Source organism: Ancylobacter mangrovi (assembly GCF_024752335.1).
GTDB lineage: Bacteria > Pseudomonadota > Alphaproteobacteria > Rhizobiales > Xanthobacteraceae > Ancylobacter > Ancylobacter mangrovi.
This window is the reverse complement of record NZ_JANTHY010000006.1, coordinates 89740-109933: the sequence shown is the minus strand read 5'-3', so window position 1 is coordinate 109933 and position 20194 is coordinate 89740. Positions and strand designations below refer to the sequence as shown.

Annotated in this window: 19 protein-coding genes; 11 read left to right on the top strand and 8 right to left on the bottom strand. The window is 70.3% G+C overall.

What is annotated here, in order from left to right; all coding sequences use genetic code 11:
- The first annotated feature begins 43 nt into the window (after window positions 1-43).
- The 3 genes from NVS83_RS15930 (at window position 44) to NVS83_RS15920 (ending at window position 1593) form a co-directional block, all read left to right on the top strand.
- The gene (locus tag NVS83_RS15930) at window positions 44-250 is read left to right on the top strand and encodes a DUF1192 domain-containing protein (protein ID WP_258734732.1); all 207 of its coding nucleotides are present in this window, start codon (window positions 44-46) and stop codon (window positions 248-250) included.
- An 88-nt stretch (window positions 251-338) separates the two neighbouring features.
- The gene (locus NVS83_RS15925) at window positions 339-734 is read left to right on the top strand and encodes a (R)-mandelonitrile lyase (RefSeq protein WP_258740201.1); all 396 of its coding nucleotides are present in this window, start codon (window positions 339-341) and stop codon (window positions 732-734) included.
- 355 nt (window positions 735-1089) lie between these two features.
- Window positions 1090-1593 (top strand): DUF1465 family protein, encoded by a 504-nt coding sequence (locus NVS83_RS15920; protein ID WP_258740200.1) that lies wholly within the window; start codon window positions 1090-1092, stop codon window positions 1591-1593.
- 163 nt (window positions 1594-1756) lie between these two features.
- On the opposite strand, the gene rpmE is transcribed toward NVS83_RS15920, so the two are convergent.
- The gene (rpmE, locus tag NVS83_RS15915; protein ID WP_258734729.1) at window positions 1757-1981 is read right to left on the bottom strand and encodes a 50S ribosomal protein L31; all 225 of its coding nucleotides are present in this window, start codon (window positions 1979-1981) and stop codon (window positions 1757-1759) included.
- 101 nt (window positions 1982-2082) lie between these two features.
- On the opposite strand from rpmE, the gene NVS83_RS15910 reads away from it, so the two are divergent.
- Complete coding sequence (locus NVS83_RS15910) at window positions 2083-3918, top strand: ABC transporter transmembrane domain-containing protein (RefSeq protein WP_258740199.1); 1836 nt, start codon at window positions 2083-2085, stop codon at window positions 3916-3918.
- Window positions 3919-3967: 49 nt separating this feature from the next.
- Here the strand turns inward: NVS83_RS15910 and NVS83_RS15905 are convergent, their stop codons facing one another.
- The 6 genes from NVS83_RS15905 to NVS83_RS15880 all read right to left on the bottom strand — a co-directional run bounded on the left by NVS83_RS15905 (window position 3968) and on the right by NVS83_RS15880 (window position 8279).
- The gene (locus tag NVS83_RS15905) at window positions 3968-4444 is read right to left on the bottom strand and encodes a GNAT family N-acetyltransferase (RefSeq protein WP_258740198.1); all 477 of its coding nucleotides are present in this window, start codon (window positions 4442-4444) and stop codon (window positions 3968-3970) included.
- Between the two features lie 10 nt (window positions 4445-4454).
- On the bottom strand, window positions 4455-5489 hold the full coding sequence (locus NVS83_RS15900; RefSeq protein ID WP_258734726.1) for a peptidoglycan -binding protein: 1035 nt from the start codon (window positions 5487-5489) through the stop codon (window positions 4455-4457).
- The gene (locus NVS83_RS15895) at window positions 5489-6562 is read right to left on the bottom strand and encodes a flagellar motor protein MotA (protein ID WP_258740197.1); all 1074 of its coding nucleotides are present in this window, start codon (window positions 6560-6562) and stop codon (window positions 5489-5491) included. Before NVS83_RS15895 ends, NVS83_RS15900 begins: the two co-directional genes overlap by 1 nt.
- A gap of 108 nt (window positions 6563-6670) precedes the next feature.
- Window positions 6671-7459: an inositol monophosphatase family protein gene (locus NVS83_RS15890; protein ID WP_258740196.1), complete on the bottom strand. Its 789-nt coding sequence runs from the start codon at window positions 7457-7459 to the stop codon at window positions 6671-6673.
- Window positions 7460-7591: 132 nt separating this feature from the next.
- A complete protein-coding gene (locus NVS83_RS15885; RefSeq protein ID WP_258740195.1) occupies window positions 7592-7975 on the bottom strand; it encodes a cell division protein ZapA in 384 nt (127 codons plus the stop codon).
- A 7-nt stretch (window positions 7976-7982) separates the two neighbouring features.
- Window positions 7983-8279 carry a DUF4164 domain-containing protein gene (locus NVS83_RS15880; RefSeq protein WP_258734722.1) on the bottom strand — a complete coding sequence of 99 codons (297 nt, stop codon included), beginning with the start codon at window positions 8277-8279 and terminating at the stop codon, window positions 7983-7985.
- 523 nt (window positions 8280-8802) lie between these two features.
- Here NVS83_RS15880 and tkt point away from each other — a divergent pair.
- The 5 genes from tkt to pstB all read left to right on the top strand — a co-directional run bounded on the left by tkt (window position 8803) and on the right by pstB (window position 15409).
- Window positions 8803-10794: a transketolase gene (tkt, locus tag NVS83_RS15875; protein WP_258740194.1), complete on the top strand. Its 1992-nt coding sequence runs from the start codon at window positions 8803-8805 to the stop codon at window positions 10792-10794.
- 158 nt (window positions 10795-10952) lie between these two features.
- Window positions 10953-11963 (top strand): type I glyceraldehyde-3-phosphate dehydrogenase, encoded by a 1011-nt coding sequence (gene gap, locus NVS83_RS15870; protein WP_258740193.1) that lies wholly within the window; start codon window positions 10953-10955, stop codon window positions 11961-11963.
- Between the two features lie 78 nt (window positions 11964-12041).
- Entirely contained in the window at window positions 12042-13241 is a 1200-nt protein-coding gene (locus NVS83_RS15865; RefSeq protein ID WP_258740192.1) for a phosphoglycerate kinase, read from the top strand.
- Between the two features lie 129 nt (window positions 13242-13370).
- Window positions 13371-14396: a class I fructose-bisphosphate aldolase gene (locus tag NVS83_RS15860; RefSeq protein ID WP_258740191.1), complete on the top strand. Its 1026-nt coding sequence runs from the start codon at window positions 13371-13373 to the stop codon at window positions 14394-14396.
- Window positions 14397-14566: 170 nt separating this feature from the next.
- A complete protein-coding gene (pstB, locus tag NVS83_RS15855) occupies window positions 14567-15409 on the top strand; it encodes a phosphate ABC transporter ATP-binding protein PstB (RefSeq protein ID WP_374115075.1) in 843 nt (280 codons plus the stop codon).
- A 179-nt stretch (window positions 15410-15588) separates the two neighbouring features.
- On the opposite strand, the gene NVS83_RS15850 is transcribed toward pstB, so the two are convergent.
- Window positions 15589-18069: a carbohydrate-binding family V/XII gene (locus tag NVS83_RS15850; RefSeq protein ID WP_258740190.1), complete on the bottom strand. Its 2481-nt coding sequence runs from the start codon at window positions 18067-18069 to the stop codon at window positions 15589-15591.
- A 261-nt stretch (window positions 18070-18330) separates the two neighbouring features.
- On the opposite strand from NVS83_RS15850, the gene NVS83_RS15845 reads away from it, so the two are divergent.
- Both NVS83_RS15845 and NVS83_RS15840 read left to right on the top strand, forming a co-directional pair.
- Window positions 18331-18996, top strand: a complete 666-nt coding sequence (locus NVS83_RS15845; protein ID WP_258740189.1) for a thiamine phosphate synthase — start codon at window positions 18331-18333, stop codon at window positions 18994-18996.
- The gene (locus tag NVS83_RS15840) at window positions 18993-20105 is read left to right on the top strand and encodes a tetratricopeptide repeat protein (RefSeq protein ID WP_258740188.1); all 1113 of its coding nucleotides are present in this window, start codon (window positions 18993-18995) and stop codon (window positions 20103-20105) included. The genes NVS83_RS15845 and NVS83_RS15840 overlap by 4 nt, the downstream gene beginning before the upstream one ends.
- Window positions 20106-20194: the final 89 nt, after the last annotated feature.

Here is a 20194-nt window from a genome sequence, read left to right as displayed (position 1 = left end):
GGAATAGGATCGCCCGGCAGTGCCGGCGGGACGGAGGATGACCATGGCGATCGATGCGGACGACCTCTTCGGAGCGCCCCCGGCGAAGAAGCCGGCGACCCACGAACTCGGCACCGACCTCTCCGCCCTGTCGGAAGCCGAGATCGAGGAGCGCATCGGCGCGCTCCAGTCCGAGATCGAGCGCCTGCGCCGCACGCTGGAATCGAAGCGCGCCTCGCGCACGGCGGCGGACACCTTCTTCAAGCGATAGGCTGCCCGCCGGGGCGACACGCACGGCGCGACGCGACGCAGCACCGTCGGCCATGCGCCCCGGGCCGTCACACCTGAAAGGAAGACCCATGAACATCCAGCGCGCGGGCGAGCAGGCCTCCCGCAAGGGCCCCTCCGAATGGTTCACCGGCGAGGTGCGGATCGACCCGCTGTTCGACGCGTCGGACCCGGCCCGGGTGGCCGGCGCCGCCGTCACCTTCGAGCCCGGCGCCCGCACCGCCTGGCACACCCATCCGCTCGGCCAGACGCTCGTCGTCACCGCGGGCGTCGGGCGCGTGCAGCGCGAGGGCGGCCCGGTCGAGGAGATCCGCCCCGGCGACGTGGTCTGGTTTCCGCCCGGCGAGAAGCACTGGCACGGGGCCGGGCCGACCACGGCGATGACGCATATCGCCATCCAGGAGAAGCTGGACGGCAAGGCGGTCGACTGGATGGAGCACGTCAGCGACGCGCAATACGGCGGCTGAGCCACCGGGCGCCTCCCGCCCGCCTCGCCCGGCGCGGGCCAAGTATTCGGCGAATATCCGGGCGCCTCTTGCGCCGGGCATCTGCAGGCTTGCCGGCATCGGCACGCGGCTGTTCGTCTTAACTGTGCATTAAGCTTTCCGATCTATTACTGGTAGCGGTCGATTTTGGCCGTGAGTGGCCCCTGTCCACTCTGTTTGACGCATCCCTGTCTAGACTTTCGAGCCGCCCCTCCGGGCGGCTCTTTTTTGTGCGGTCCGCCGCCGCGGGGCTTGGCATGGCTGGACAGCCGGGCTCATCTGCGCGACAGGCTTGGTGCTGGCGCCTCGTGGCGCGATCAGTCGTCGGGACGGCAGGATGGGACACGCGGACAGGAATGAGCGGCAGCCGGTGAACCTTGCCGCGCGCCGCCTCGATTCGGCGGCGTTCGAGACGCTGTTCACCGAAGGCATGGCGCTTGTCGACGAGGCCGCGGCCTATCTCGACGGCAGCGGGCGCGCCGAGAGCCGCGCGCTCGACCGCACCGCGCTCAACGCCTATGCCCAGCAGAGCCTCAAGCTCTCCACCCGGCTGATGCAGCTCGCCTCCTGGCTGCTGCTGCAGCGGGCGGTGGCCGAGGGCGACATGTCGGTGGAGACGGCGCGGCGCGAGGCGGCCAAGATCGACCTTCTGGGCTCGCCGCGCGACGAGGAGCAGGAGGCCGCGCTGCCCGAGAGCCTGCGCGCGCTGGTCGAGCGCAGCCACGTGCTGCAGGCGCGCATCGTCCGGCTCGATGCCGGCCTCGCGGCGCCGGAAGCCCCCTCGGACAACGCCGTGGCCGGCCATATCCGGCGGCTGCGCTCCAGCTTCGAGCGCGGCTGACTCGCGCGCCGGACCGGCCGGAAGCTCCGCCGGCGACCCCTTTCCGCAGTCCCGACGAACAAAAACCCTCGCTGAGGCGGCCGCCTCACCGAGGGTTGATCGTCCATCGCGGCGCGGCCGAATGGCGCGGGCGAGGCCCGCACCTGCCGCTTCGGAAGGCTCGTCAGGACTTTAGAAAGCCTGCAAACTTCTTCTGGAAGCGGGACACGCGGCCGCCGCGATCAAGAAGCTGGGTCGAACCGCCCGTCCAGGCCGGGTGGGACTTCGCATCGATGTCGAGCTGGAGGACGTCGCCCTCCTTGCCCCAGGTCGTGCGGGTCGTGTACTCGGTGCCGTCCGTCATCACCACCTTGACGAAGTGGTAGTCGGGATGGATGTCGCTCTTCATGGGTAGCATCCTCGCCGCCGCACGGCTGGCCCCTTCCGGGAACCATGCGGCGATCTCAAAAACGATCCTGCCGGAAATCCGAGCGGCTCTATAACCGAGACATGCCTGTGACACAAGCCGCCAGCACAGACGCCAACAAGACAGACGCGCTTCCGCTCCAGACCCCCGCTTTGAGCCCTCCCGCCAGCCCGCGCCTGAAGCCGCTCGCCACGCTGTGGCCGCACCTCAAGCGCTATCGCGGGCGCACCTGCGCGGCGCTGGTGGCCCTGGTCGCCGCGGCGCTGGCGACGCTGGTGGTGCCGATTGCGGTGCGGCGGATGATCGATCTCGGCTTCGACGCCGGCCATGCGGGCTATATCGACAATTATTTCGGCATGATGATCGTGGTGGTGGCGGTGCTCGCCGGCGCCTCGGCCGCGCGCTACTACCTCGTCATGACGCTGGGCGAGCGCATCGTCGCGGACCTGCGCTCGCAGGTCTTCGCCCATCTGCTCACCCTCGACGGCGGCTTCTACGACCAGGCGAAGTCGGGCGAGCTGATCTCGCGGCTCACCGCCGACACCACGCAGATCAAGTCGGCGGTCGGCGCCTCCGCCTCGGTGGCGCTGCGCAATATGGTCCTGTTCATCGGCGCCACGGCGATGATGGTCGTCACCAGCCCGTGGCTCTCCGCCACCCTGCTGATCGCGATCCCGGTCATCGTCGCGGTGCTGATCGGCGCCGGGCGCGGCGTGCGCAAGCGCTCGCGCAGCGCGCAGGACATGCTGGCGCAGGCCTCCGCCTATGCCGCCGAGGCCATCGGCGCGGTGCGCAGCCTGCAGGCCAACACCGCCGAGCGCGCGGCCGATGCGCGCTTCTCCGGCGAGGTCGAGCACGCCTTCTCCGCCGCGAGCGACGCGATTCGCGCCCGCTCCTGGCTCACCGGCGTCGGCATCTTCCTCGTCTTCGCCAGTGTGGTCGGCATCCTGTGGGCCGGCGCCACCGCCGTGCTCGCCGGCACCATGACCGCCGGCACGCTCGGCCAGTTCGTGCTCTACGCCGTGCTGGCGGCGAGCGGGCTCGGCCAGCTCGGCGAGGTGTGGGGCGAGATATCGCAGGCCGCCGGCGCCACCGAGCGGATCGCCGAGTTGCTGGCCGACCGCCCCAGGGTCGCCGCCCCGGCCAATCCCCTGCCCCTGCCCGAGCCGCCGCGCGGCGCGGTGCGCTTCGACAATGTCGGCTTCGCCTATCCCGGGCGGCCGGACCTGCCGGCGCTGAACGGGGTGAGCTTCGAGGTGAGCCCCGGCGAGCGGATCGCCATCGTCGGCCCCTCGGGCGCGGGCAAGAGCACGCTGTTCCAGCTCCTGCTGCGCTTCTACGACCCGCTCTCGGGCGCGGTGATGGTGGACGGCGTCGACATCGCCAAGGCCGACCCCACGGCGGTGCGCACACGCCTCTCGCTGGTGCCGCAGGAAGTGGCGATCTTCGCCGCCTCGATCCGCGAGAACATCCGCCTCGGCCACCCCGACGCCAGCGATGCGGAGGTCGAGGAGGCCGGCCGTCTCGCCCGTGCCGACGAGTTCGTCGCCCGCCTGCCGGAAGGCTGGGAGACGCCGGTGGGCGAGCGCGGCGTCACCCTTTCCGGCGGCCAGCGCCAGCGCATCGCCATCGCCCGCGCCATCCTGCGCCGGGCGCCGGTGTTACTGCTCGACGAGGCGACCTCGGCGCTCGACGCGGAAAGCGAGACGCTGGTGCAGCAGGCGCTCGACCGCTCCATGCAGGGCCGCACCACGCTGGTCATCGCCCACCGCCTCGCCACCGTGCTGTCGGCGGACCGGATCCTGGTGATGGACGGCGGACGCATCGTCGAGGAGGGCACCCATGCCAGCCTCGTCGCCCGCGGCGGCCTCTACGCCCGGCTCGCCGCTCTGCAGTTCGGCGAAGGAAATGGCGGCTGAGGGCAATGGCGGCTGACGCGCGAGGCCGGCCTCACCGGCCGGCCGCCCGTCACGCCCGGTGCGGCGACCGCTCCATCTTCAGCGTCGGCCGGCCCGAGGTCGCGTTGACCCCGTGGCCGACGACCTTAAAGCCGGCGCGCTCGTAGAAGCGCACCGCGCGCTCGTTCTCCTCATTGACGTCGAGCGACAGCCCCTTGCGCGTGCGCGCCTCGGCGGCCGCGACAAGCTGGCGGGCGACGCCCTCGCCCCAATGGTCGGGATGCACCACGAGCTGGTCGACATAGCCGGTGCGCGGATCGACCGAGACGAAGCCGAGCAGCCGCGCCGCCTCGTCGTCCGTCACCGCGAGATCGATCACCGCGCCCTCGTCGATCAGCGTGCCGAGGCGGTGGAGCAGCCAGCCGCGCCGGGATTCGAAGTCGATCTCCGGAATGGTCTCCTGCCACGCCTCGACCCAGAGGTCCGCCATGGCCGGCATGCGGCCCCACTCGAAGGGTGCGAGCCGGGCAGCGGGGCGTTCCGTCATCGCCGTCGGCTCATCTCTCGGTGAGCTTGAGCTCGATCCGGCGGTTGCGGGCGCGCGCGTCGTCGGTATCGGCGGTGTCGATCGGCTGGTACTCGCCGAAGCCGGCGGCGACGAGGTGCTTGGGCGAGACGCCATGGGCGGCGAGATACTGCACCACCGCGATCGCGCGGGCGGCCGAAAGCTCCCAGTTCGATGGGTATTGCGGGGTCTGGATCGGGCGGTCGTCGGTGTGGCCGTCGACGCGCAGCACCCACGGGAGGTCGTCGGGGATCTCCTTCTCGAGCGCCACCAGCGTGCGCGCGATATCGTCGAGCGCGGGCATCGCCCCGGACCGAAGGTCCGCCGAGGCGCGGTCGAAGAAGATCTCGGACTGCATCACGAAGCGGTCGCCCACCACGCGGATATCCGGGCGGTTGCCGAGGATCGCGCTCAGCCGGCCGAAGAACTCGGAGCGGTAGCGCGTCAGCTCCTGCACACGCTGCGCCAGCGCGACGTTGAGACGGCGGCCGAGATCGGCGAGGCGGGTCTGGCTCTCCTTGTCCTTCTTCTCGGAGATGTCGAGCGCTTCCTCCAGCGCCGCGATCTGCCGGCGCAGCGCGGCGATCTGCTGGTTGAGCAGGGCGATCTGCGCCGCGGCCTGGGCGGTCGCGTCCTTCTCCTGGCCGAGCTGGCGGGCGAGCTCGCTGTTGCGGTTCTCGGCCTCGGCGATCTGGTCCGGCGTCGCCAGCGCGGAGGCGGCGTCGCGCAGCGTGTCGCGCTCCTGCTGGAGCTGAGCGAGGCTGGCCTTCAGCGTGCCGATCTGGCTCTCGGAATCGGCGTCGCTGGCGCGCTCCAGCGCCAGCAGGTCGGTGAGCTCGCGGATCTGCTGCTGCAGCCGCGCCATGGCGTCGTCCTTGGAGCCGATCTCCTGCGTCAGCACGAACTGGGCGAGCACGAACACCGAGAGCAGGAAGACGAAAACCAGCAGCAGCGTCGACAGGGCGTCGACGAAGCCCGGCCAGTAGTCGATGTGGCGATCGCCGCGGCGGGAGCGTCCGAGTGCCATCAGGCCCTCTCGCGGTTCGCCAGCGTCTCGTTGAGGCGCTCCAGCAGCTTCTTCACGTCCTTCTGCTGCTCAGCCTGCGCCTCCACCCAGTCACGCACCATCTGCTGCTCGCCGCGCATGTGCTGTACCAGCCCCTGCAGGCTCTCGGCGAGATGGGCCATGGCGGTGGTGACGCGCTGCGAGCCGGCCTCGGTCATGGTCCGGTCGAGCCGGGCGATGGCCTCGGTGAGCTGGGCGAAATCGGGCGGCGGCAGGAGGCCGGCCGGGGCCACGAGCGCCGGCGGCGGGGACGGAGGCGGGGGGATGTAGGTCGGCGGCACCGGCACCGGGGCGGGCTTGCTGCGCGCCACGTCGGCGCCGAGGTCCTCCACCGTGGTGGAGAGCCAGTCCTCGAGATCGGTGTAGAAGCGGTTCTGCGCCTGCCCGGCCTGCAGGTCGAGGAAGCCGAGCACCAGAGAGCCGGCGAGGCCGAACAGCGAGGACGAGAAGGCGAGGCCCATGCCGCCCAGCGGCGCGGCGAGGCCCGACTTCAGCGTGTCGAGCACCGAGCCCGATTCCGGCCCAACGCTCAGCGAGCCGATGACGCGGCCGATCGAGCCCACCGTCTCCAAAAGGCCCCAGAAGGTGCCGAGCAGGCCGAGGAAGACCAGCAGGCCGGTGAGGTAGCGCAGCAGGTCGCGCGCCTCGTCGAGCCGGGTGCCGATCGATTCCAGGATGCCCCGCATGGTCATCTGCGAGATCGCCATGCGCCCGACCCGGTCGCCCAGCAGCGACGCCATCGGCGCCAGCAGGCGCGGCGCGCGGCGCACCTCCAGGCCCGGATCGGCGAGGCGGAAGCTGTTCACCCACTCGACCTCGGGCAGCAGCCGCATGACCTGGCGAAAGGCGAAGATCGTGCCGATGAACAGCACGCCGAAGATGACGCCGTTCAGGCCCGGATTGTTGAGGAAGGCCGACCAGATCTGCTGGTAGAGCACGGAGGCCAACGCCACGCACAGGAGCACAAAGACGAACATCCGCACCAGGAAGATCCTGGGCGATGAAAGCTTGTGAAAGGGATCCGTCGCATCCATGCCCCTGGCCATCTCCTTCAATCGCAGGCGCCTAGCCCGCGACGCCGCCCTTGCGCCGGACTATGCCACAGCGAGAGGGAAATGGAATGCGGGATTTCCCTTTTGTCGTCAGGCTTTGCGCAGCACCGCCAACAGGTCGCGGCGGATCGTCTCGTTGCCGGCGATGATGTCGCCCTTGGCCAGCATCTTGTCGCTGTCGTCGAGATCGCTGACATAGCCGCCCGCCTCGCGGATCAGCACGATACCGGCGGCCATGTCCCACGGGCTGAGGTTGCGCTCCCAGAAACCGTCGAACCGGCCGGCCGCCACCCAGGCGAGATCGGTCGCCGCCGAGCCGGTGCGTCGCAGCCCCGCCACGCTCGGCGCCAGCACGGCATATTCGCGCCCGAACTGGTCGGTGCCGCCCCGCCCCATATGCGGCATGCCGCAGCAGACGACGGCATCGGCGAGCCGGGTGCGGGCGGCGACGCGAATGCGCCGCTCGTTCAGGAAGGCGCCGGCGCCCTTCTCCGCGACATAGAGCTCGTCGGCAATCGGGTTGTAGATCACGCCCGCGATCGGCACGCCGTCCCGCGCCAGCCCAACCGAGATCGCGAACAGCGGAATGCCGTGCAGGAAGTTGGTGGTGCCGTCGAGCGGATCGATGATCCAGCGGTGGCTGTCGTCGGTGCCGTCGACCTCGCCGCTCTCCTCCATGATGAAGCCGAAGCCCGGCCGCGCCTTGGCGAGCTCCTCATGCAGGATGCGCTCGGCCTTGCGGTCGGCGTTGGAGACGAAGTTCGCCGGCCCCTTCAGCGAGACCTGGAGATTTTCGACCTCGCCGAAGTCGCGGACGAGCGAGCGGCCGGCCTTGCGGACGGCCTGCACCATGACGGTGATGAGCGGAGAGCGGATCATGGAAGGTTTCCGGCGGATGCGAGGGCGGCGGCACGGGCCGGCCGCGAGGAATGGGCATGGCCTTCCTCCTGCCCTCCGGCCGGCATGGCGTCAAGGCCGGCGCGCCCCGCGGGGCCGCGGCGGGCGGAGCGTCTAGCCCATGCCCACGCCGCCGGACGGGCTCGGCCCGAGCTCGCGGGCGAGCTGCTCCAGGCGCTCGGCGGCGGAGACCACCGTGCTCGCGAGCGAGGCCTCGACCCGGCCGAGCTGGCGCGCCGCCTCGTCGCGCGCCTCGCGCTCGGTGCTGGCGTTGCGCTCGGCCTCGCCGAGCCGGCGGCGGACCTCGGACAGTTCGTCGGCGAGGGTGATGGCAGCCATCACGCTGAGCCGCTGGTCGCCGATCTCGCCGAAGGCGGCGCGAAGCTGGTCGATGCGCGCGTCGACCTCGGTGCCGAGACGGGTGAGGTGGTCCTCCTGCCCGTCGTCGCAGGCCATGCGATAGGCGCGTCCGCCGATGGTGACCGTGACCTGTGCCATCCGCCCCTCAGCGTTCATGCGCGGCGAGCACCGCGCGGATGGTTTCCATGGCGCTGCCCAGCCGGCGCGAGACCTCGTCGGTCGCGCTCTCCATCCGCTCGGCGCGGGTCTGCGCGTCGTCGAGCTGGTCGGCGAGGCGCGAGCGGTCGATGCTGAGCACGTGCACCTGCTGCGACAGCGCCGCCTCCTGGCGCTCCACCTCCAGCCGACGCTCGATCGCCGACTCGAGGGTCCCGAGGGCGGCATCGAAACGCTTGAGCGCGGCGTCGAGGGCCGTGGATTCGCCCGCAGCCGGCTGATTCATGGGCAATAGCTCCGAAAGACGTTCCCCCGCCCCGCGCCTGCCCTTGCCCGGCGCGCCTCCGGGCGGAGGCGTCGCGGACGGAACGCGCAGGCGCAACGCAAACGGATGGTTTCGCACCCGATTCCGGCGACATTGAGCCTGCCCGTCCCGCCAGCGTCAACCGCGCGGCGGCCCGACCGCGCGCGCAGGCCGCCGATCCGCGCCCGATCTTCGCCCCCAGGCTTGTGACATCCCCGGCTTTGACACGGCGCGGCGGGGTGATATCACTCGCCCGCCCGTCGCTGCCGCACTGCGGGATGTGGGGTGAGGCGCCGGCGGGCCGCATGCCTCGAGCCAGGAGCCCCGGAGCCAGGAGCCCCGACGGGCCGCGGCGGCCCACCAACAAGCCTCGGCGAGTGAGGCTCGCCCGGAACGATCACCGTCCAGCAAGCCTCGACGCCGAACCATTCGCCAGACCATTCGCCCAAACGCCCCAGACACATCGCCCAAGAGCAACGCGATCCCTTCGGAGACATCGGTCCTCATGTCGAACCGCGAAAAGCATGATCGCATGGCCAACGCCATCCGGGCGCTGGCCATGGACGCCGTCGAAGCCGCCAATTCCGGCCATCCGGGCATGCCCATGGGCATGGCGGACGTCGCCACCGTGCTGTTCGGCAAGGTGCTGAAATTCGATCCCACCGACCCGCACTGGCCGGATCGCGACCGCTTCATCCTTTCGGCCGGCCACGGCTCGATGCTGCTCTACTCGCTGCTCTACCTCGTCGGCTACGAGGGGATGACGATCGACGACATCAAGCACTTCCGTCAGCTCGGCTCGAAGACCCCCGGCCATCCCGAATACGGGCACACCGTCGGCGTCGAGACCACCACCGGCCCGCTCGGCCAGGGCCTCGCCAACTCGGTCGGCTTCGCGCTCGCCGAGCGCATGCTGGCCGCCCAGTTCGGCTCCGACCTCGTCGACCACCACACCTATGTGATCTGCGGCGACGGCTGCCTGATGGAAGGCATCTCGGAGGAGGCGATCGAGATCGCCGGCCGCCAGAAGCTCTCCAAGCTGATCGTGCTGTGGGACGACAACCACATCACCATCGACGGCGCGACCAGCCTGTCGGTGGCGACCGACCAGCTCGCCCGCTTCGAGGCCTCCGGCTGGGAGGCGACCCGGATCGACGGGCACGACCCCCACGCCATCCTCGCCGCGCTCGAGCACGCCAAGACCACCGACAAGCCCTCGCTGATCGCCTGCCGTACCACCATCGGCTACGGCGCGCCGACCAAGTCCGGCACCAACGCCGTGCATGGCTCGCCGCTCGGCGCGGCCGAGATCGCCGGCGCCCGCGCGGCGCTGAACTGGGAATACGAGCCGTTCGTGATCCCGAGCGAGATCCTCGACGCGTGGCGCCTCGCCGGCCTGCGCTCGCGCCAGGCGCACAAGAGCTGGAGCCAGCGCCTGAAGGACGCCGAGCTCGACAAGCGCGCCGAGTTCGAGCGCCGGGTGCGTGGCGAGTTGCCCTCCAAGATGGGCGACGTGCTGGCCAACGTCATCACCAAGGCCCGCGCCGACGGCGGCGCCGTCGCCACCCGCAAGTCCTCGGAGATCGTGCTGGAGGCGCTGACCGCCGCGCTGCCGGAGATGGTGGGCGGCTCGGCCGACCTCACCCATTCCAACAACACCAAGACCAAGGCCACCTCGGTCGACGTGGTGCCTCCCGCCTATGACGGGCGCTACGTCAACTGGGGTATCCGCGAGCACGGCATGGCGGCGGCGATGAACGGCATCGCCCTGCATGGCGGCTTCATCCCCTATGGCGGCACCTTCCTGGTGTTCTCCGACTATTGCCGGCCCTCGATCCGCCTCGCGGCGCTGATGGGCGTGCGCGTGACCTATGTGTTCACGCACGATTCGATCGGTGTCGGCGAGGACGGCCCCACCCACCAGCCGGTGGAGCAGATCGCCGCGCTGCGGGCGATCCCGAACCTGCTCGTCTTCCGCCCCTGCGACACGGTGGAGACGGCGGAGGCCTGGAAGCTGGCACTGGAGCACAAGACCGGGCCGAGCGTGCTCGCCCTCACCCGCCAGAACCTGCCGCTGCTGCGCACAGATTCGAGCGAGCGCTGCCGCACCGCCAAGGGCGCCTACGAACTGGCCTCCGCCTCCGAGGAAGCGCAGGTCTCGCTCTTCGCCTCGGGCTCGGAAGTCTCGCTCGCCATGGCGGCGCGCGACGTGCTGGAGGAACAGGGTGTGCCGACCCGCGTGGTCAGCGTCCCCTGCTTCGAGCTGTTCATGAACCAGCCAGAGGAGAGCCGTCGCCAGGTCGTCGGTAAGGCGCCGGTGAAGGTCGCCATCGAGGCGGCGATCCGGCAGGGCTGGGACGCGATCGTCGGCTCCGACGCCGCCTTCGTGGGCATGACCGGCTTCGGCGCCTCGGGCCCGGCGCCCCAGGTTTTCGCCCATTTCGGCATTACCGTGGACGGCGTCGTGCAGACCGCGCTGAGCCGCCTGGGGCGCTGATTCGAGCCCTTTAAGCTATGCGTCTGGCGCATGGGAAATGCGCCAGACCCGCCCCCAGGGGGCATCAGTAGAATGTGCGACTGGTGTCCCAACGTCCGCCGCGCTATGAGGCGCACGCGCGGATCGTGATGAGAAAGCTCACCTGGGGAATTAAACGTATGACGCTCAAGGTTGCCATCAACGGCTTCGGTCGCATCGGCCGCAACGTTCTGCGGGCCATCATCGAGTCGGGGCGCACCGACATCGAGGTCGTTGCCATCAACGACCTCGGCCCGGTCGAGACCAACGCGCATCTCTTCCGGTTCGACAGTGTGCACGGCCGCTTTCCCGGTGAGGTGAAGGTCGACGGCGACACCATCGATGTGGGCCGCGGCCCGATCAAGGTGACGGCGGTGCGCAATCCCGCGGAGCTGCCGCACGCGGCGCTCGGCGTGGACGTCGCCCTGGAGTGCACCGGCATCTTCACCGCCCGCGACAAGGCCGCCGCGCACCTGACCGCCGGCGCCAAGCGGGTGCTGGTCTCCGCCCCCTCGGAGGGCGCCGACCTCACCGTCGTCTACGGCGTGAACCACGACAAGCTGACCAAGGACCACCTCGTCGTCTCCAACGCCTCCTGCACCACCAACTGCCTCGGGCCGGTGGCCAAGGTGCTGAACGATGCCATCGGCATCGATCACGGCTTCATGACGACGATCCACTCCTACACCGGCGACCAGCCGACGCTCGACACCTTCCACAAGGATCTCTACCGCGCCCGCGCCGCAGCGCTGTCGATGATCCCGACCACCACCGGCGCCGCCAAGGCGGTCGGCCTCGTGCTGCCGGAGCTCGCCGGCAAGCTCGACGGCACCTCGATCCGCGTGCCGACCCCCAACGTCTCGGTGGTCGACTTCAAGTTCGTGGCCAAGAAGCCGGTGACGAAGGACGAGGTCAACGCGGCGATCAAGGCCGCCGCCGCCGAGGGCCCGCTCAAGGGCATCCTCGGCACCACCGACCAGCCGAACGTCTCTTCCGACTTCAACCACGACCCGCGCTCGTCGATCTTCCATCTCGACCAGACCAAGGTGCTGGAAGGCACCTTCGTGCGCGTGCTGTCCTGGTACGACAATGAGTGGGGCTTCTCGAACCGCATGTCCGACACGGCGGTCGCCCTCGGCAAGCTGATCTGAGTGCATTCCGGCCGGACCTTCCCCTGGGAGATCCGGCCGTTTCGTATCAAGATCAACTTATCCGAGGGAGAGTGCCCCATGAGCGAGGCTTCCGCCTTCCGCACCCTCGACGACGCCGACGTCGCGAACCGGCGCGTCCTCGTGCGCGTCGACCTGAACGTCCCGGTCGAGAACGGAAAAGTCACCGACGACACCCGCATCCAGGCCGTGCTGCCCACCATCCGCGAGATTTCGGACAAGGGCGGCAAGGTGATCCTGCTGGCCCATTTCGGCCGGCCCAAGGGCGTGGACCCGGCGCTGTCGCTGGCGCCCATCGCCGACGAGGTCGCCTCCCGGCTCGGCCGCAAGGTCGGCTTCTGCCCGGCCACCATCGGCCCGGTCGCCGAGGTCGCCGTCGCCGCGCTCCAGCCGGGCGACGTGCTGCTGCTGGAGAACACCCGCTTCGACAAGCGGGAAGAGAAGAACGATCCCGACTTCGTCGCCGCCCTGGCGACGCTCGGCGATCTCTACGTCAACGACGCCTTCGCCACCGCCCACCGTGCCCACGCCTCGACCGAGGGCCTCGCGCATCGCCTGCCGGCCTATGCCGGCCGCTGCATGCAGGAGGAGATCGAGGCGCTTGCCAAGGCGCTGGAAGCACCGGAGCGGCCGGTGCTGGCGGTGGTCGGCGGCGCCAAGGTGTCGTCGAAGCTCGAGCTGCTCGGCAACCTCGTCGCCAAGGTCGACATCCTCGTCATCGGCGGCGGCATGGCGAACACCTTCCTGGCGGCGCAGGGCAAGGACGTCGGCAAGTCGCTGTGCGAGCACGACCTCGCGCCGACGGCGCTGGAGATCCTCGACAAGGCCAAGGCGGCCGGCTGCGAGGTGGTGCTGCCGGTCGACGCGCTGGCGGCAACCGAGTTCAAGGCCAACGCGCCCCATCGCGTGGCCTCGGTCGACGACATCAAGGCCGACGAGATGATGCTCGACGCCGGCCCGGCCTCGGTCGGGAAGGTCATCGAACGGCTCAACACGGCGAAGACCGTGGTCTGGAACGGCCCGTTCGGCGCGTTCGAGCTGCCGCCCTTCGACACCGCGACCGTCGCGGTGGCCAAGGCGGCGGCCGGGCTCACCGATGCGGGCAAGCTGCTGTCGGTCGCCGGCGGCGGCGATACGGTGGCGGCGCTGAACCATGCGGGCGTCGCCGGGCACTTTACCTACGTGTCCACCGCTGGCGGCGCCTTCCTCGAATGGCTCGAGGGCAAGGCACTGCCGGGGGTCGAGGCGCTCAGGCGCTGAGGCCCATCGGGGGCGGGACGGCTCGAGGATCGAGACATCCCGGCCCCGGATGCTACACTCCAACCGGTCCGGCCCCGTCGGAAACCAGGCTGCGGGGCCGGGTCCATCTGTTTCGCGCGGGAGAGAGAGATGACGGCTAGCCTCGAAGAGGTTGCGTATAAATTGGCGGCGGGCGGCAAGGGAATCCTCGCCGCCGACGAGAGTTCAAGCACGATCAAGAAGCGCTTCGACGCGATCGGCGTCGAATCGACCTTCGAGAACCGGCGCGACTATCGCGAGATGCTGTTCCGGTCGGACGAGGCGATGTCGAAATACATCTCCGGCGTCATCCTGTTCGACGAGACCATCCGCCAGAAGGCGGTGGACGGCACGACCCTGGTCCAGTTGATCGAGAAGGCCGGCTCCATTCCCGGCATCAAGGTCGACCTCGGCGCCAAGCCGCAGCCGGGCTGCCCCGGCGAGACCATCACCGAGGGCCTCGACGGCCTCGGCGAGCGCTTCAAGGAATATTACGACCTCGGCGCCCGCTTCGCGAAGTGGCGCGCGGTGATCGACATCGGCTCGCACATTCCGAGCTACACCTCGATCCTCGCCAACGCGCAGGCGCTGGCGCGCTACGCCGCGCTCGCCCAGGCTGCCGGCATCGTTCCGATCGTCGAGCCGGAAGTGCTGATGGACGGCGACCACGACATCGACCGCTGCTACGAGGTCACGGAGTGGGTGCTGAAGGAAGTGTTCCAGCAGCTCTTCTACGGCCGCGTGAAGCTCGAGGGCACGGTGCTCAAGCCCAACATGGTGATCGCCGGCAAGAAGTCCGCCAAGCAGGCGTCGGTCGCCGAGGTCGCGGAGAAGACCATCCGCTGCCTGAAGAACTGCGTGCCGTCGGCGATCCCGAGCGTGGCGTTCCTCTCCGGCGGCCAGTCGGACGAGGAGGCGACCGCCCATCTCGACGCCATGATCCGCGCCGGCGGGCTGCCGTGGAACCTCACCTTCTCCTATGGCCGCGCCCTCCAGTCCGCGCCGCAGAAGGCGTGGTCGGGCAAGCCGGAAAACGTCGCCGCCGGCCAGGCCGCCTTCACCCACCGCGCGAAGATGAACTATCTCGCCGCGCTCGGGCAGTGGAGCGAAGAGGTCGAGCAGAAGAAGGCCGCCTGATCCGCGCGGCCATCACGAAAACATCGAAGGCGCCGCCCGCGGGTGGCGCCTTTATTCTTTGCCGGCTCAGGTACTTCCTGCAAAAAACCGCGCCCGCCGCTTGATCTTACGCAAGACGGCGCCCAAGCTCCTCCCCTAGCCTTTTCTTCAGCCAGAGGGGAGAACGGGCCGTGCGACACGCGCTGAGGGGTGGCCCACCGCATATCGGTTTCGAGGTCGAGAACCTCGCCGGCGGCTCGGCCGGCACGCCCCGGCCCTCGACCGTCAAGCTGGAGGTGCGCCATGTCAGCTTCCGCTATGGCGACACACTGGCGCTGAACGACGTCTCGCTGCCGATCCATGCCAATCGCGTTACCGCGCTGATCGGCCCGTCCGGCTGCGGCAAGTCCACGCTGCTGCGCGTCTTCAACCGCATGCCCGACCTCTACAAGGACCAGCGCGCCGAGGGCGAGGTGCTGCTCGACGGCGAGAACATCCTCGCCGAGCATGTCGACGTGCTGACGCTGCGCCGGCGCGTGGGCATGGTGACGCAGAAGCCCTCCCCTTTCCCGATGTCGATCTACGACAATGTCGCCATCGGCATGCGGCTCAACGAGGAACTCGCGCCCTCCGAGCTCGACGCCCGGGTGGAGGACGCCCTGCGCCGGGCCGCGCTGTGGGACGAGGTGCGCGACATTCTCGGCCACAGCGCGCTGAGCCTTTCCGGCGGCCAGCAGCAGCGGCTGTGCCTCGCCCGCACCATGGCGGTGCGCCCGGAGGTGATCCTGCTCGACGAGCCGTGCTCGGCGCTCGACCCGATCTCGACGGCGAAGATCGAGGAGACGATCGAGGGGCTGAAGGCGGTCAGCACCATCGTCATCGTCACCCACAACCTTCAGCAGGCCGCGCGCATCGCCGACTACACGGCGTTCCTCTATCTCGGCGAGCTGATCGAGTTCGGACCGACCCAGACCCTGTTCGCCACCCCCGCCGACGAGCGCACCGCGCGCTACGTCACCGGCAAGATGGGCTAGGCGGCCGGCTCATCACGGCTACAGACGAAAATCCCCGGCGCGGGCGCCGGGGATCAAAGCGTCGCGCCGTCACGGGCGCAGGTGGGAGGACCCGGTGCCCGCCCGATGAACATCGCGTCACCGGGCAGGCGTCGGATCGTCGTCTTCCGGCGTCCACCCGGTGCGAGCCGGGACCCGCCTCAGCGGCGGAAGCCGCCGCCATGGAAGCCGCCGAACCCGCCGCCGCCGAAGCCGCCTCCGTGGAAGCCGCCTCCGTGGAAGCCGCCGAAGCCGCCACCGCCGCGGAAGTCGTCGAAGCCGCCGGACCGGGCGAAGTTGTCGACCCGCTGGTCGCCGAGCTGCTGGAAGCTGCGCTGCTGGTTCAGCCGGTCGATCTGGCCCTGGTCGGTGTCGGCGCGCCAGTTGTTGCCGTCGCGCTGCTCCCAGCCATTGGCCCCGTCATACTGGTGAATGCTGCCGTCGTGGTCGGTGTAGATGTTGCCGTTGTTCCACGCCACGCCGTTGCCGGTGTGGGCGTTGCCGGCGACGCCGCGGCTGTCCACGTTGAGCTGCCCGTTGTCGCGGGTGACGCCGGTCTCGGAGGCATGGCCGAAGCCGGTGGTCGGGTTGAAGTTGGCGGACTGGCGGCCGGCGGCGAAATTGCCGTTGTCGACATTGCCGACCACGCCCGAGCGCGCCGCGCCGCGCGCGCCGGTGGCGGGGTTGTAGTAGCTTCCCTCGCGCCCGGCGCCGTAATTGCCGTTCCACGGGTTGAAGGCGGCGCCCGAGCGGCCCTGGAATGCGGTGCCGCGCCCGGTGACGCCGGAAATTGCGTTGCCCGCGCCTTCCGCCCCGGTCCAGGGATTGTAGCCCCAGGCGTGGGTCACCGTCGCGCTGCCGCCCCAGCGACCGTAGATGTTGGTCTGGTTGACGTTGACGCCGGCCCACGGGCCGCCCCACGGGCCGCGGCCCCAATAGGGACCCCAGTAGGGACCCCACGCGCCCCAGTCATAGGCGGCGGCGAAGCCGAAGGCGAAGCCCCCGACCCAACCGAAGGCGGCGTTGTAGCCATAGGTCGCCGGGCAGCCATACCAGTAGGTGCCGACATAGCCGAGGCACTCATAGCCGGTGCCGTAGACCACCGTGCCGTCCGGCGCGATGGCGACGCCCATATAGCCGGGCGTGTAGCCGACCGTGACCACTTCGGGCGTCGACGCGTAGACCCGCACATAGGTCACGTAGTGCAGCGGCGAGGTGACCGGGATGGTGTAGATCGCCGCCGGCACCACGGCGGAGATGAACCACGGCCCTTCCGGCGCGCCGGCGACGAACCACGCGCCCTGGAACAGCGCGTAGTAGCGCGTCGGATCGAGCATGATCACCGGCGTGCGGGTGTTCTCGGCATAGCTGAGCGTGGTGCCCTTGATCGGCACGAATTTCGGCGAGCCGCCGTCATACTGGACGGTGAGCTGGGTGTCGCGCGAGATGGTTGCGGTCTGCGGCACGGTCGCCGCGATCGCCGCCTCCTTGGCCTGCGGGGTGCCGGGCACGGCGACCAGCGCATTGGCGACCGGGTCCTTCGGCGAGATCTTGGCGAAGTCGGCAGGCAGGCTGGTGCCGGGGACGTAGGTCCACGGCCCGGTCAGCCCCGCGCCGCGGAACCAGCGCCCCGAGACCAGCACGTAGTACTGGTTGTTCGAGGGATCCATCAGCACCGCGTGGTCGGCATTGGCCATGCGCAGCAGCGAGGTGCCGTCCACCGGCACCATCTGCGCCGCGCCGGCGGTGACGACGAGCTCGGCCGGGCTGGTGGAGGAGACGACGGCCGGCGGCACGGCGGGCTTCTGGCCGTTGGCCGGCATCATGGTCTCGGCCGATTCCTCATAGGTCGCCATACTGCCGGCCGCCTCCAGCGAGGGGCTCGGCGCGGGGGTGACGACCCACGGCCCGTCGATCGACTTCGCCTCGTACCAGGTGCCGGCCGCCTGCATGTGGAAGGCGCCGGCGGTGTCGACCAGGACCAGCGGGTGGGTGTTGACCACCCGCTGGAAGCCGGCCACGCCGTCGATCGCGTGCAGCACCGGCTTGCCGGCGACCAGCACCAGCAGCGTCGGCTTGTCGGCGAAGATGATCTTGGGCGGCGTGTTGTCGACCGGCTCGGTCATCTCCTTGCTGAGATTCTTGGCGGCGGCGTAGCTGGTGAGCAGGTGGTCGAGCGCGACCGTCATCCCCTCCGGGGGAATGTGCGCCTCCAGCGCGCTGCGCACCGCGACGTCCTGCGTCGCGTCGGTGGGCACGTCCACCTTGGTGATGGCGATGTTGCTGAGCTGGGCGATCTTCGCCGGCTTGTCGACCGCGACCCGGGCGGTGAAATGGGCGATGCCGTAGGTCGGCGTGCCGTCCTTCTTGCCGATGGCGACGGCGGCGCGGCCGGTGAGCTGGTCGCCGTCCCACGCCTCGATCAGCGGCTGGTAGAGCTCGAGCTGCTCGTCCCCATAGGCGAAGGTCTTCGGCCAGGCCAGCGCGGCCGGAACCGCCGAGCCGGCGGCATCGGCGGGCGCGGCGGCCTGTGCGGGCGGGGCGGCGGCGGGCTGCTGGGCGAGGGCCGGAGCGAGAGTAAGCGCGGCGGCGGTCGTCAGGACCGCCGCGCAAGTGGCGAAGCGAACGCTGTGGCTGGGCATGTTTCCCCCGAAAGGCGTCGCCGGCCGACGACAGGCCGGCCGAGGGGCGCGCCAGGAATCTTGGCGGTCGATGTCTACCACCTCTCCACGGCCGCGGTGAAGCGCCCGGCCGGGCCGGCTCGCGCGGGATTGAGCGGCCCGCGCGGGGGCTGCGCCGCGCGCGGCACGTTCGGGGCGCTGGACCCTCGCGCCATCGGCGGCTAGATGAAGACCGTGCGACAGCGCCGCGCTTTCGCCGCCATCCTGCGACATGGCTCGAACATGGCCCGATCCCGAACGGAACCCCAACCGACCGCCCCCCGCCTCTATCTGCTCGTGCCCGTGACCGGCGCGGCGGAGGAGATCGCGCGGCTTGCAGATACCCTCACCCGTGCCGGTGGCGCGGTGGACATCGCCGCCGTGCTCCTGCGCACCGGCGCGTCGGACGGCGAGGCATCGTCCGAACGGCTGCGCCCGCTGGTCGAGGCCGCCCATGCGATCGGGGCTGCTTGCCTCGTCGAGGGCAACACCGCGCTGGCCGGCGCGCTCGGCGCGGACGGCGCCCATCTCGACGGTCCCGACGCGCTGCGGGCGGCGCTGCCGGCCCTGCGCCCGGACGGCATCGCCGGCGTCGGCGGCCTGCGCAGCCGGCACGACGCCATGACCGCGGGCGAGACCGCCGACTATGTGATGTTCGGCGAACCCGACGCGAGCGGGCGCCGGCCCGCCTTCGACGCCACGCTCGAGCGCGCCCAGTGGTGGGCCCATCTCTTCGAGCCGCCCTGCGTCGCCTATGCCGCCACGCTGGAGGAGGTCGGCGCGCTCGTGGCCGCCGGCGTCGACTTCGTCGCCGTGGACGGCCTCGTGCTCGACGATCCGGTCGAGGGGGCGCGCGCCCTCGCCGCCGGCCTCGGCGGGGCGATGGCGACCGGCGCCGGGGCGGGATGATGGCGGCACCGCGCCACCAGACGGCCCGGAACCCGGCCCGCCGCATCGCCGCCGGGCTCACCTTGCTCGCGCTCGCCGGCCTCGCGGCCCCCGACGCGTGGGCGCAGGCGCCGGGCGTCGACTCGTTCGGCCCCATCACCGGCGCGACCCCGACCAAGGCCCCTGCCTCGATCTCGCTCGACAAGCCCGGCAGGGCAGAGGCCGGCAAGGATTCGGCGAAGAAAGGTGCGGCCGGCGAAGAGAAGGCGAACCGGGAGAAGGCTGGCCCGGAGAAGACCGATACCGCCTATGGCGCCTACCAGCGCGGGCATTTCAAGACCGCGCTCGATCTCGCCGTGAAGCGCGCCAACGCCTCGGACGACCCGGTGGCGATGGTGCTCGCCGGGCAGTTGCTCTCGATCGGCTATGGCGTGCGCCAGGATTCGACCGCCGCGCGCGCCTGGTTCGAGGCCGCCGCCGCCAAGGGCAATCCCGACGCCCTTTTCGCGCTCGGCTCGATCAAGATGCAGTCCTCCTCGACCCAGCAGAAGGACGAGGCGGTGGAGCTGTTCCGCAAGGCGGCGGAGAAAGGCAATGCGGAGGCGGCCTACAATCTCGGCCTCGTCTACCTGCAGGGCCTTGTGGCGCCCAAGGAGCCGGCCATGGCCGCGGACTGGTTCCGCCGCGCCGCCGACGAGGACCAGCCGGACGCGCTCTACGCGCTCGCCATCCTCTACCGCGACGGCAAGGGCGTGCCGAAGGACCCGCTGGAGAGCGCCCGCCTGCTGCTGCGCGCTTCCGACCTCGGCAATGTGGTGGCGACCACCGAGCTCGCCATCATGGTGTTCAACGGCACCGGCGTGCCCAAGGACGAGGAGCGCGCGGCCGGCCTGTTCCGCAAGGCGGCACTCGCTGGCAACGCCATCGCCGAGAACCGCTATGCCCGCATCCTCTCGGCCGGGCGCGGCGTGCCGGAGGACAAGGTCGCCGCCGCCGCCTGGCACATGATGGCCAAGGCGCAGAAGCTCGACGACCCGATGCTCGACAAGATGGTCGCCGCGCTTTCGCCCGAGCAGCGCACCGAAGCGGAAAACCGTGCAAAGGCATGGTCCGCCGTCGCCGCCATGTAAGGTCCGCCGCAAATGCTTCACGATTGGGCCTGATTGTGCCCGCCTCGACATTCCGGGCACCCGATCCTCGGGAGGAATCGTCCGCCCGC